This window comes from Haloleucobacter albus (assembly GCF_052492075.1).
In genome coordinates this window covers 50,817-63,266 of the sequence record NZ_JBQWAS010000016.1, presented here as the reverse complement: position 1 = coordinate 63,266, position 12,450 = coordinate 50,817, and the positions used below count along the sequence as shown (strand labels likewise).

Below are 12,450 nucleotides of genomic sequence, written 5' to 3'. Positions count from 1 at the left end.
GAGATGAAGGTGGCGACCCAGATGACCGTGACCATGACCTGTGACCACCGGGTGATGGACGGCGCTCTGGGTGCGGAACTTCTGGCGGCCTTCAAGGGCTATATCGAAAACCCGATGTCGATGCTGGTGTGATCCGGCGCGCCCATGGCCATAATTCTGGCCATGGGCGCTGGCTCTGTGAAAGAGGCCCTTGGGCTTCCCGAGCTCCACTTGTCAGGGGCGATATGACCAGAACAAGGCCCGCACTATGCTGAAGCTCTATCTGGCTGGCCCGGAAGTGTTTCTTGAGGATGCGACAGATATGGGGCGCCTCAAGGTGGAATTGTGCGCGCGCTACGGTTTTGAGGGGCTGTATCCGCTGGATGGCGAACCGGTGATGGCTGGTGCTGGCGGGCAGGGCCTGAGTGCGCGCATCTTCGGGGCCAATCTGGCGCTGATCCGCCAAGCGGATGTCGTGCTGGCCAATCTCACGCCTTTTCGGGGGCTGAGCGCCGATCCGGGGACGGCCTTCGAGCTGGGCTTTGGCTTTGCGCTTGGCAAGAAGGTGGCAGCCTACAGCAATATGCCTGGAGACCTTTTGAACCGGGCTCGTGAACATATTGGTGCGGCGCAGCATGAAGATGCTGCGCCAACCTTGATGGCTGATGGTCTCCATGCGGAGGATTTCGGCCTGTTTGACAATCTGATGCTGGCAGAGGCGCTGATGAGTTGCGATCTGCCGGTGAAGCAGGCGGAAACGCCGCCCGCGGACCTGTTCCGCGACCTTTCGCTTTTCGAGGCCACTCTCGAGGCTCTGGCGGACGCCCAAGGCTCCGCCCTCTCGCGGGCCGGCTGAAATTTGGGTGCAAGGGCCATGGGCCCGGTGCGCCGCCCCTTTCCCAACCCCGCCGGAGCAGCCGGCGGCGAGGAGGCATTCCATGGCTGAGAGCTACGATATCATCGTTATTGGTGGCGGCCCAGGTGGCTATGTGGCCGCCATTCGTGCGGCCCAGCTTGGTTTCAAGACGGCCGTGGTGGAAAAGAGCCATGTCGGCGGCATCTGCCTGAACTGGGGCTGTATCCCCACCAAGGCTCTGCTGCGTTCTGCCGAGATCTACCATTATATGCAGCATGCCAAGGATTACGGGCTTTCAGCCGAAAAGGTGAGCTTTGATCCGGCTGCGGTCGTGAAGCGTTCGCGCGCTGTGTCCTCCCAACTCAATTCCGGCGTTGGCTTTCTGCTCAGCAAGAACAAGGTGGATGTGATCTGGGGCAAGGGCACGCTCACGGCCCCCGGCAAGGTGAAGGTGGAGGCTGCGCCTAATCCGCCCAAGGGCGCAAAGGGGCCGGGCGATTATTCCGCCAAACATATCATCATCGCCACCGGTGCCCGCCCGCGCGCCCTGCCGGGGCTGGAGCCGGACAAGAAGCTGATCTGGACCTATTTCGAGGCCCTCGTGCCAGAGAAAATGCCGAAAAGCCTGCTGGTGATGGGCTCTGGCGCGATCGGCATTGAGTTCGCCTCTTTCTACCGCACCATGGGCGCTGAGGTGACCGTGGTGGAAGTGATGCCGCAGATCCTGCCGGTTGAGGATGAGGAAATCGCGGCGATTGCCCGCAAGCGATTCGAAAAGCAGGGCATGAAAATCATGACCGGCGCGAAGGTTTCCGGCGTCACCAAGCTGGCAGATAGCGTAACGGTGCATGTGGAAGACGCCAAGGGCGCGAAGCATGACATCACGGTTGAACGGATGATCTCCGCTGTCGGCGTGGTGGGCAATGTGGAGGGGCTGGGCCTTGAGGCCGTTGGCGTGAAGCATGAGCGCGGCATCATCACCACAGATGGCTATGGCCGCACCAATGTGCCCGGCATCTATGCCATTGGCGATATTGCGGGCGCGCCCATGCTGGCCCACAAGGCCGAGCATGAAGGGGTGATCTGTGTCGAAACCATCAAGGGCCTGCACACCCACCCAATGGACAAGCTGAAGATTCCCGGTTGCACCTACTGCAACCCACAGGTTGCATCCGTTGGTCTTACCGAGAAGAAAGCCAAGGAGGCCGGGCGTGAAATCAAGGTCGGCCGCTTCCCCTTTATCGGAAATGGCAAGGCGATTGCGCTGGGCGAGCCGGATGGCCTGGTAAAAACCATCTTTGACGCCAAGACCGGCGAATTGCTGGGGGCGCACATGGTGGGGGCTGAGGTGACTGAAATGATTCAGGGCTTCGTGATCGCCATGAATCTGGAGACGACGGAAGAAGAGCTGATCCATACCGTCTTCCCGCATCCCACCCTCTCCGAAATGATGCATGAGAGCGTGATGAGCGCTTATGGGCGCGCCATCCATATCTGAGGCAAAGCCCCTGGAAAGGCGGGTCGGTTCCGGCCTTTCGTCTGGCGCACAGGCCCGGTAGATCTGCTATAGGAAGCAGGCTGGGGCTGTGCTGAGCAGTTGGGATGAACCCGGCATGAGGAGAGGTGAATGAACGAGAGCTATGCGTTCCTGAACCAGCCAGGTGTCGGGTTCTTTTCCATGGTTATCATCGGTCTGCTGGCCGGCTGGATCGCCGAGCGGGTGACTGAGAGCAATCATGGCCTCCTGACAAATCTCATTGTCGGCATACTGGGCGCGTTTGTGGGGGGAGAGCTGGCTTCCTTCGCGAATATTCCTGTATTCGGCTTTTTCCGCACTCTGGTGGCGGCCATCATTGGCGCAATCATTCTGTTGTGGGTGTGGCGGGCGATCCGTTCACGCTGAGGAGGCGACAATGGGTATCATCACGAGTGTTCTGATCGGTATCATTGCGGGCTGGATTGCCGAGAAGGTCATGAATTCAAGCGGCGGCCTGTTCACCAACCTGATTGTTGGGGTGCTGGGTGGCATTATTGGCCGCTGGGTGGCCGGGCTGCTGAGTCTGGATTATATCGGCACGGATTTTGTCGATCAGCTTGTGGTTTCCGCCTGTGGCGCGGTCATCCTGCTGGCCGTATGGCGCACTGTCATGGGGCGCAAGAAGGCCTGAGCGGTCGCAATTTCGGGGGTGCTGTTTCTTTCGTGCCTCATGGGGCAGGCTTTGTTCCTGCGGTGTTGAGGTCTATGGTGTTCGAAGGTCGTTGACCCTTGAGCCTGTTGTGCTCGGAAAGTTACCATGGTCACTGTGATTGATACGCTGAAGCAGCGTCCCCGCCATCCTGAAAAAGCCCATCGTCCGCAGACGGAAGTACTGCGCAAGCCGGACTGGATCCGGGTGAAGGCTCCGGGTTCCGGGGCGTGGTCACAAACCGCAGAAATTGTGCGTGGCAATGGCCTGCACACGGTATGTGAGGAAGCAGGCTGCCCGAATATTGGTGAGTGCTGGGAAAAGAAGCACGCCACCATGATGATTATGGGGGATACCTGCACCCGAGCCTGTGCCTTCTGTAATGTTCGCACGGGGCTTCCCGCGCCGCTGGATCAGGATGAGCCGCAAAAGGTAGGGGAGGCCGTGGCGAAGCTGGGCCTCTCTCATGTGGTGATTACCTCTGTGGATCGGGATGATCTGGCAGATGGCGGGGCGGAGCATTTCGCCCGCACCATCGCGGCCATTCGCGCCGCCAGCCCCACCACCACGATCGAAATTCTCACGCCTGACTTCCTGCGTAAGGATGGAGCGCTTGAAGTGGTGGTGGCCGCCAAGCCGGATGTGTTCAATCACAACCTGGAAACGGTGCCGTCCAAATATCTCAAGGTGCGGCCAGGTGCGCGCTATTTCCATTCCCTGCGGCTGTTGCAGCAGGTGAAGGAGTTGGACAGCTCTATCTTCACCAAATCCGGCATCATGGTGGGGTTGGGTGAGGTGCGTAACGAAGTGTTGCAGCTGATGGATGATCTGCGCTCGGCAGATGTGGATTTCATCACCATTGGCCAGTACCTCCAGCCCACACGCCAGCATCACAAGGTGGAAAGCTTCGTGACGCCGGATGAATTCAAGGCTTATGAGACCGTGGCATATGCCAAGGGCTTCCTTATGGTATCGTCCAGCCCGCTGACGCGTTCTTCCCACCATGCGGGTGAGGATTTCGCGCAGCTGCGCGCGGCGCGGGCATCCCGGCAGGGGCGGGCCTGATTTCTCGTGCCAGCCTTTTCCAATACCCGTCTCGTCCAGCATTCCGCCACAGATATGTTCGATCTGGTCTGTGATGTGGAGCGCTATCCGCAGTTTGTGCCTTTGTGCAAGGCGCTGCGCGTGAAGCGGCGCATGCAGATTGATGAAGGCACACAGATGGTGGTCGCCGATATGACGGTGGCCTACAAGGTGGTGCGCGAAACCTTCACCTCCCGCGTGATGATGGATCGCCCCCGGCTTGCCATCCATGTGGAATATCTGGACGGCCCCTTCAGTCGGCTCGATAACAGATGGGAGTTTGTGCCGAAGGGAGAGAATGCCTGTGAGGTGAAGTTCTTCATTTCCTATGAGTTTCGCTCCCGCACTCTGGCAGCTCTGATGGGCGCCATGTTTGACGCCGCCTTTCACCGTTTTGCTGATGCCTTCGAAGCGCGCGCCCATGAGGTGTATGGCACTGGCATGCAGGCGGGTTGAACCGGGCATATCTCACTGCTGTTTAGTCCTTTGCAAAAGGGCCGGGCTGGAAAATCAGCCCGGCCCTTTTCATGTGTCGCATGTCAAGGGACCAGTTGGTTCAGGTCTCCTCTCGCCAGCTTGAGATGGGTGGGAGAGCCTGTGCCCTCCCACCCGTTGCGAGCCGTTATCAAGATGTGGCAATGGGCTTGTTGATGATGCTTTTTGCTTCACGCCGGTCAGCAATGGCGAAGTAGAGCCGCTTCACCCAATCCATCACCACCATCCAGATGAGGACATAGATCCATACCAGCCCAATCATGAGCCAGGGCAGCGGCGGTACGAGGCCAACGCCAAAGGCGCAAATCAGTACGGCGATAATCTGTGTGCCCACAACAGCCAGAAAGAGCGGGGCGCTGGGATAGGGCGGGCAGAAAAGCGAGCGGCGTGCGCGCACCACGAACAGCAGCAGATGGCCGCCCGCTGCAAGTTGCAGAAACAGCATGGTTTGCAGATGTGGGAAGTCCATATGCATGATGCTCATGAGGTACGCATCGTGCATCCAGTACATGCAGAGGACCACGAGCCCGAAGCTCTGCACCAGCGCCATCAGCCCCATGATTGACGAGAAGACGATAATGCGATGCATGTTCCACCTGACAGGGGTATCCGCAGGTTTCACATTGTCATAGGCAATGGTCATGATCGGGATGTCATCCAGCAGCGCCAGCACCACGATCATGATGGCGGTGAGGGGCTGGAAATCGAACGCGATATAGGCCAGCACCACGACAAGCATGATGTCGATGGTCATCGCGATACGATAATAGACATAGCTGGTGATACGCTCGAAAATCGCGCGGGACTCGGTGATCGCGTTCACGATGGTCGAGAGGCCCGGCGCGGTCAGGATGAGGGCAGCGGCATTGCGGGCTGCATCCGTCGCCCCGCTCACAGCCACGCCACAATCCGCCTGCTTCAGGGCAGGGGCGTCATTCACGCCATCGCCCGTCATGGCGACGATATGGCCACGTTCCTGCAAGGCCTTCACGATTTCAAACTTGTGCTCGGGGAACACACGGCCAAAACCATCCGCCTGCTCCACCGCACGGGCAGAATCAATCGGGATATGATCCGGGTCCATGCTTTTTTCGAACACGCTGGAGGCCACGAGCAGATTGGCGCCAATACCCAGCTCACGGGAGATTTCAGAGCCAATGGCCACGTCATCACCCGTCACCATCTTTACGGAAAGGCCGAGTTCCTTGGCCTGTGCGATGGTGCTCTTGGCATCCGGCCGCGGCGGGTCCAGCAGGGCCAGAAGGCCAAGCAGGGTCCAGCTCTTGCCGCCATCATCTGAACGGGAGACGCCAAGGGCGCGGATGCCATGGGAGGCAAGCTCGGAGACCTTGCCAAAATAGGCCGCACCGTCTCCGTCGGTCGCATTTTCCTGAATGCCACACAAGGCTGCAATGGCCTGAGGCGCGCCCTTGGCAAACTGAATCTGCTTGCCGCTGGCATCAGAGACAATGCCCACGGTCTTCTTGTTGACCGGATCAAAGGGGACGAAATCGACAGGCTTGTAGGCGTCGAGAACCTTCGTATCCTTCAGCCCCTTCATCACAGCCTGGTCAATGGCATCCGTGCTCTGGCGCTGGCTTGCGAGAGCGGCTCCAATCACCAGATCATCCGGCTTGGTGCCCGAGAAGGGAATGGGCGTCTGCAACGCCAGCTGGTTCATGGTGAGCGTGCCGGTCTTGTCCGAGCACAGCACATCCACGCCGGCCAGTTCCTCAATGGCCGACAAGCGAGAGACAATGGCCTTCTGCTTGGAGAGCGCCAATGCGCCGAGCGCCATGGTGACAGACATCACCGCTGGCAGGGCCACGGGCACGGAGGCCACCAGAAGCACGAGAACGAACTGGGCGATCCGCCCGGCTTCGGACCAGTGCCACTGCCCGCTGGATGCAAGATCTCGCCAGAGCTGGGTGCCAATGAGAATGATGGCAAGAAACACCGCGATGAGGATGAGGAAGTCGCCAATCTTCGTCACGGCCTGTTCAGCGTGAGACTTGGTGCCGGCGGATGCCACCAGCTTGGCCGTGCGCCCGAAGAAGGTATTGTTGCCGGTAGCCGTGACAACGCCGGTCATCGAACCCTGACGCGCGATGGAGCCGGAGAAACCACTGTCACCAATCTTCTTGGAGACAGGCAGAGATTCACCTGTGAGCGCGGCCTGATCGACGGAGAGATATTTGCCGTCAAACAAAAGCACATCCGCCGGCAGAATCTCACCGCCCGCAATGGTAACAACATCGCCGGGCACGAGATCGGCTGCATCAATTTCCGTCCATGCACTATCACGCAATACATGGGCCTTGAGAGCGAGGCCTTTCTTCAGGGCGGCAAGTGCGCTGGCCGCCTTGTTATCCTGCCAGAAGCCAACAGCAGCATTGTAAAGCAGAAGGGCGGTCACGACGATGAAATCCGGCCAGTCTTCGCGCAACAGCGAGATGATGGCGGCGGCTTCGATCATCCACGCGATCGGGCTCCAGAAATAGCCAAGAAGCTTTTTCCAGCGGCTTTCTTCATGGGCCTGAATGGCGTTCGGTCCATATTTGGCCAGACGCTGCGTGGCATCAGCGCTGTTCAGCCCTTTAGGAGATGATTGGAGATCTTTGAATGAGGCTGCGATACCTGCCGCATCCAGAGAGACGTTCTTCTGTTCTCCTGTTGAGGTCTTTGTTGAAACGTCTGGCGGTGCAGATGCGCCTGGGAGTGTGCTTGCGGTGGCCGTCGGCGACATGGAAAATCCCCCATTTCATATGTCGGCTATGCAGCTGAATTTCAGTCAGGCTGGTCTGGCTGATGAGTTCATGAGAACGCGCAAGATGGGTGTTCTCATGAGGAAAACGGGATGAACCCCGAATATTTGTTGGTCGATATAAATGCTTACGCATTTGCGGGTGCGTATTGATGCCTTTCTGTCGCGGATGCGGTGGTGTTGTCCGGGGCCAGCGAAAGGCTTGCTGTCTTTGGCGCCTGAGTTTCCAATACGGCTGCCAGCTTGTTCACGCGGCCGCTTTCCGCTGTGGTGAGGCCGCTTTCCCCTGCGGTAATGGCCACGACATCATTCAGTAAATTCTGGCGTCGGGTGGCATCAGGCACCATTTGAGCCAACAGGTCGATAGCTTCTTCGCGGTGCTTATCGAGCAGCAGGATGTAATATTGCTCCCGAACCATCGCCTTGAAATCCGTCAGGGAAAGCCCCATCAGGCGTTGGCGCACCGTGTTGAGCGCTTCGGCAGAGCGTTCATCAAGAGTGCGTTCTGCGGCTATGACGAACAGAACGGCACGGATCAGCGCTTCATTGAAGCCACCGCAGGCCGCCTTTGCAGCAGCCTCTTCAGCAAGGTGCTGTCGCTCTTCCAATGCTTGAGGGCTGACGGGGGGCAGTTCGCGCACCGCTTCTCCATCATTGAGCCCCAGTAATCCCTGCACCATGGGGTTGCCATAGAAGCTGAAGAAGCTTTGCTCCACCATCTTGTCCCGTGCATCCCGATAGGTGTTCAGGCTGGCATTGATCTGATCGGAGAACATTTGCTGCATGGTGAGGAAGGGGTTATCCGGCTTGGTGGGCTTGCGCCGGGCGCGCACTTCGTTCGCCAGTTTGGAAACGCCCTTCATCATGGGGTTGGAGTCGGCAAACAGGGAGTAGCTCAGGCGCAGCGGATTGGCGTTCACCATAAGCTGGGCCATCTGTGGCGTGGCAAAGGCCTTGATCGCCGGTCGCATGAAGGTGCGGTAAAGCGAGTGGTTGATCTCGCTAAGACGCCGCACCGCTGCGAAAGCCCGGTCATCTGCTGGCGTGTTACGGCCATAGGCGCGCAGATCATCGAAGGTCCGCATTTCAAAACGGCTGTGCCAAGGCGGCCGGCCTGCTGTCTGCTCTTCTTCACTTGTGGGCGTGATGACCAGCTCGTAAAGGCCGGGAGGAATGCAGTCGATCAGGTCCATCAAGCGCACCATTTCCTCGTCTTCCTTGGTGCCGACCTTGGACGAAACGAAGATGGCGAGATGGCCGACCTTCTGGTTGAGGCAATAGACGACAGTGCGGCCCTGGGCGCGCATGTCGTCCACATCCTTGTACAGATCCATGATCCAGCCCAGCGTCTGGGGTGGCGGGCTGATATTGTCTCCCAACGAGGTGAAGACGATAATAGGAGAGGTGATGTTGCGCAGGTCAAAGACCTTGCCATCACTGGAGCGAAGCTGGTTGCGGGTCAGCTTGTCACCAATGAACATTTCATCGACGAGATACTGGATTTCATCCCCGTTCAGGAAGATGAAATCACCCCACCATTTTTCAAAGTCGAGATAACGCGGTCCTTCGGTATCTATGCCAGCATAGACATCATATTGCTTGCCCCACAGCCAGTTGGCGGGGTTGAGATTATCGAAGTTCAGGATCAGCCAGGTGCCATCGAACTTCCCGCCGCTCAGGTCGCTCACCATTTCAGTGAGCCAGGAACCGCCCAGCAGGCCGCCAGCATAGCGCATGGGGTTTTTGCCATGGGTGCCTTGCCAATAGGATATGGGCGAACCTGCCACCATGGCCGGGCCGAACAGATCCGGACGCAACATGGCGATCATCAATGTTTGATAGCCGGCTTGGCAATTGCCAATGGCGAAGGGGCGTGGGGCATCTGGATGCAGGGTAACGACACGCTCAAAGAAGGTAACTTGACCCTCCACCACATCAAGAAATGTCTGGCCCGGCTCAGGCTCTGCGGCAAAGCCGATGAAATAGACGGGGTGGCCATTTTGCAGGGCTTCCCCGATTTCGCTGGAGGTTTTGAAGCCTCCAATGCCCGGTCCCTGACCTGCACGCGGGTCCACCACCACGACAGGGCGTTTGCTGAGGTCAATCTGAACATTAGCCGGCGGAATAATTCGGGATAGAGAAAAATTGATAGGGCGGGGTAGTGAGTGCCCGCTCAGGATAACTTCATGATCAAAGCTGAGAACTGTGGCCATGGGCCGGGCTGTCATGGCTTGCTGCTCATTGCCGCGCTGCCGCATGAGATCAAGAAACAGAACGCCCCGCTGCCACGCATCCACCATATATTCGGGCAGTGGAAGAGATGTGGTGATATTCGCGGGCCATCGTCCACCGGCTTCTGGCCATGGCGGAAGAGGGACGGGAAGGGGCCAAGTTATTGTATTTGTTGCAGCCGCAGGTGTGCATTCTTCGGACATGATGTCCTCCAGGCATAATTGTGGCGCAGGTAATTTCTTGGCAGGTGACGTTTCTGCACCCGGAATGACGATCACTCATTGTGACCATCAAGTTATCGCAAAGAAGTTATGGGGTTTCCTTGATGCCGGTCAACTATGAATAGCGCATGGCGATGCAATTTTTTGCAGCGCAAACCGGCGTGATGGGGCGCATGTTGCCCGGCAATTTAAAAATCTATGTGGGATGAATGCTTTTGCCAGATGTGCCAGGCAGGTTTGTCGGGGCAATGGCTACGGCCGCCCTGTTCCTGGCAGATGAGAGCGAGTTTATTTTCTTTCCAAAAGAGTTTGCGTTGAGTGTGTGGGCTGCGTCACTCGCTTATCTCCTTGCTCTCGTGCAAGGGGGCGGTCTGTGGCGAAGCCGGTCACCATGGATGCTTATGATGTGGTGCCTGTGCTATGGCTTCGGTCCAGAGATTTGTGCGGCATGTAGCCGTGAGAGACTGCGACGGGACGACATGAAAGCCTTTGAAAGCCTGTATTCCCATGAGTTCCTGCGGGTTGCGGCCTGCGTGCCCCAGGCGGTTGTGGCAAATCCGGCTGTTGCGGTAGACCGAACGCTGGAAATGGCGGGGCAGGGCGATGCGGATGGCGTGGGCGTTATGGTGTTTCCGGAGCTTGGGCTTTCTTCCTACGCCATTGATGACTTGCTGTTTCAGGATGCGTTGTTGCAAGAGGTAGAGGATGGGCTGGCACGCCTCGTGAAGGCTTCGGAAGGCTTGTTTCCCGTTCTGGTCGTTGGCGCGCCCCTACGGGCCGGTGGGCGATTGTATAATGTGGCTATAGCTCTTCATAAGGGGCAGATTTTAGGCGTGGTTCCTAAGAGCTATCTTCCTAATTATCGTGAATTTTACGAGCGCCGCCATTTTACGCCCGGTGCGGAGGTGCACGGAGAGCGTATTATACTATGTGGCCAAGACGTCCCTTTTGGGGTTGATCTGCTGTTCCGTGCTATCGGCCCTGTGCCTTTCACTTTCCATATTGAAATCTGTGAGGATATCTGGGTGCCGCTGCCGCCATCCTGCCGGGCGGCCATGGCGGGTGCGGAAGTGTTGTTGAACCTGTCTGCCAGCAACATTACCATCGGCAAGGCGCGGACCCGTCGTGAACTGTGCGCGGCCCAATCCCTGCGTACTGTTGCTGCCTATGCCTATTCCGCCGCAGGTCCGGGTGAGTCCACGACGGATCTGGCGTGGGATGGGCAGGCCGCCATATTCGAGTGTGGGGATACCTTGGCCGAAGGTCCACGTTTTCCGCAGGGCGCCAGCATGGTGCGTGCGGATGTGGATCTCGCCCGTATCCGACAGGAGCGGATGCGCCTCAATAGTTTTGGTGATTGCGCACGCGCCGAGGCTGGGGCCCCCTTCCGTGAAGCGACTTTCACGTTGCAAAAGCCAGAGCGGAACATGCCGCTGGAGCGCGATGTTCCGCGCTTTCCCTTCGTGCCGGCAGAGCCGGAGCGGCTACGGGAAGATTGCTATGAGGCATATAATATCCAGGTGCAGGGCCTGGCGCAGCGGCTTCGCGCCACGGGCCTGAAACATCTGGTGATCGGCGTTTCGGGCGGTCTGGATTCTACGCAGGCCCTGATTGTTGCCGTGCGGGCCATGGATTTGTGTGGCCTGCCACGGAAGCATGTGCTGGCCTATACATTGCCGGGCTTCGCGACATCGGATGAAACCAAGGCGAATGCCTGGGCGCTGATGCGGGCATTGGACGTGAGCGCTGAAGAAATCGACATTCGCCCTGCGGCGCAACAAATGCTTGAGGATCTTGGCCACCCCTATGCGCAGGGTCAGGCGCAATATGATGTGACCTTCGAGAATGTGCAGGCGGGCCTTCGCACGGATTATCTGTTCCGTCTGGCCAATCTGCATCGCGCGCTTGTTGTCGGGACGGGGGATCTCTCTGAGCTGGGGCTGGGTTGGTGCACCTATGGCGTGGGCGATCACATGTCGCATTATAATGTGAATGCCTCGGTGCCGAAAACGCTGATCCAGCATCTGATCCGCTTCGTGGCAGGCGAGCCGGGCACCAGTGCGGAAACAAGCCGGATTTTGGAGGCCATTCTGGCGACAGAGATTTCACCGGAGCTGGTGCCAGCTGCGGCAGGGGCGGCTATTCAGTCAACCCAGCAGATTGTGGGGCCTTATGCCTTGCAGGATTTCACGCTGTTCTACCTGACCCGTTATGGTTTTCGCCCTTCGCGCATTGCCTATCTGGCCTATCATGCCTGGGCTGATGCAAGCAAAGGGGCGTGGCCCGAAGCATTGCCGCAGGATGAGCGGCAAGCTTATGATCTAGGTGAGATCAAACACTGGATGCGTGTATTTTTGAAGCGCTTTTTTACCAGTCAGTTCAAGCGCTCCACTCTGCCAAATGGGCCGAAAATCTCGTCTGGGGGCTCATTATCTCCACGTGGAGATTGGCGCGCCCCCTCGGATGCTGGTCCCGGCCCGTGGCTGCGAGAATTGGAGGCGCATGTGCCGGAGGGAAAAGAAGTGTGCTGACCAAAGGGTGGCCACAACCCTGGGTATACATGGCAGGGCTTGAGAGCTTTGCTTTGCCGAATTTCAAATAAAACATTTATATGCAAGGGCTTGCGTGAATGGC

The 12,450-nt window shown here is 58.2% G+C and carries 10 protein-coding genes; 8 read left to right on the top strand and 2 right to left on the bottom strand.

Translation table 11 applies throughout. The features are described from left to right. The 7 genes from ACT6QH_RS02410 to ACT6QH_RS02380 form a co-directional block, all read left to right on the top strand. A partial coding sequence (locus tag ACT6QH_RS02410; RefSeq protein ID WP_444973220.1) for a 2-oxo acid dehydrogenase subunit E2 occupies positions 1 to 132 on the top strand: 132 nt, incomplete at its 5' end. Positions 133 to 190: 58 nt separating this feature from the next. After that, on the top strand, positions 191 to 835 hold the full coding sequence (locus ACT6QH_RS02405; protein ID WP_444973217.1) for a nucleoside 2-deoxyribosyltransferase: 645 nt from the start codon (positions 191 to 193) through the stop codon (positions 833 to 835). Between the two features lie 82 nt (positions 836 to 917). Then, a complete protein-coding gene (lpdA, locus tag ACT6QH_RS02400; RefSeq protein WP_444973216.1) occupies positions 918 to 2,333 on the top strand; it encodes a dihydrolipoyl dehydrogenase in 1,416 nt (471 codons plus the stop codon). 129 nt (positions 2,334 to 2,462) lie between these two features. Next, positions 2,463 to 2,738 carry a GlsB/YeaQ/YmgE family stress response membrane protein gene (locus ACT6QH_RS02395; protein ID WP_444973215.1) on the top strand — a complete coding sequence of 92 codons (276 nt, stop codon included), beginning with the start codon at positions 2,463 to 2,465 and terminating at the stop codon, positions 2,736 to 2,738. A gap of 10 nt (positions 2,739 to 2,748) precedes the next feature. Then, positions 2,749 to 3,003 carry a GlsB/YeaQ/YmgE family stress response membrane protein gene (locus ACT6QH_RS02390; protein WP_444973214.1) on the top strand — a complete coding sequence of 85 codons (255 nt, stop codon included), beginning with the start codon at positions 2,749 to 2,751 and terminating at the stop codon, positions 3,001 to 3,003. 126 nt (positions 3,004 to 3,129) lie between these two features. Continuing rightward, on the top strand, positions 3,130 to 4,086 hold the full coding sequence (gene lipA / locus ACT6QH_RS02385) for a lipoyl synthase (protein ID WP_444973213.1): 957 nt from the start codon (positions 3,130 to 3,132) through the stop codon (positions 4,084 to 4,086). 6 nt (positions 4,087 to 4,092) lie between these two features. Next, on the top strand, positions 4,093 to 4,560 hold the full coding sequence (locus tag ACT6QH_RS02380) for a type II toxin-antitoxin system RatA family toxin (protein ID WP_444973212.1): 468 nt from the start codon (positions 4,093 to 4,095) through the stop codon (positions 4,558 to 4,560). A gap of 169 nt (positions 4,561 to 4,729) precedes the next feature. On the opposite strand, the gene ACT6QH_RS02375 is transcribed toward ACT6QH_RS02380, so the two are convergent. Both ACT6QH_RS02375 and ACT6QH_RS02370 read right to left on the bottom strand, forming a co-directional pair. Then, entirely contained in the window at positions 4,730 to 7,345 is a 2,616-nt protein-coding gene (locus tag ACT6QH_RS02375; protein WP_444973211.1) for a plasma-membrane proton-efflux P-type ATPase, read from the bottom strand. Positions 7,346 to 7,491: 146 nt separating this feature from the next. Further along, entirely contained in the window at positions 7,492 to 9,663 is a 2,172-nt protein-coding gene (locus ACT6QH_RS02370; RefSeq protein WP_444973210.1) for a DUF3141 domain-containing protein, read from the bottom strand. Between the two features lie 632 nt (positions 9,664 to 10,295). On the opposite strand from ACT6QH_RS02370, the gene ACT6QH_RS02365 reads away from it, so the two are divergent. After that, on the top strand, positions 10,296 to 12,347 hold the full coding sequence (locus ACT6QH_RS02365; protein WP_444973209.1) for an NAD(+) synthase: 2,052 nt from the start codon (positions 10,296 to 10,298) through the stop codon (positions 12,345 to 12,347). Positions 12,348 to 12,450: the final 103 nt, after the last annotated feature.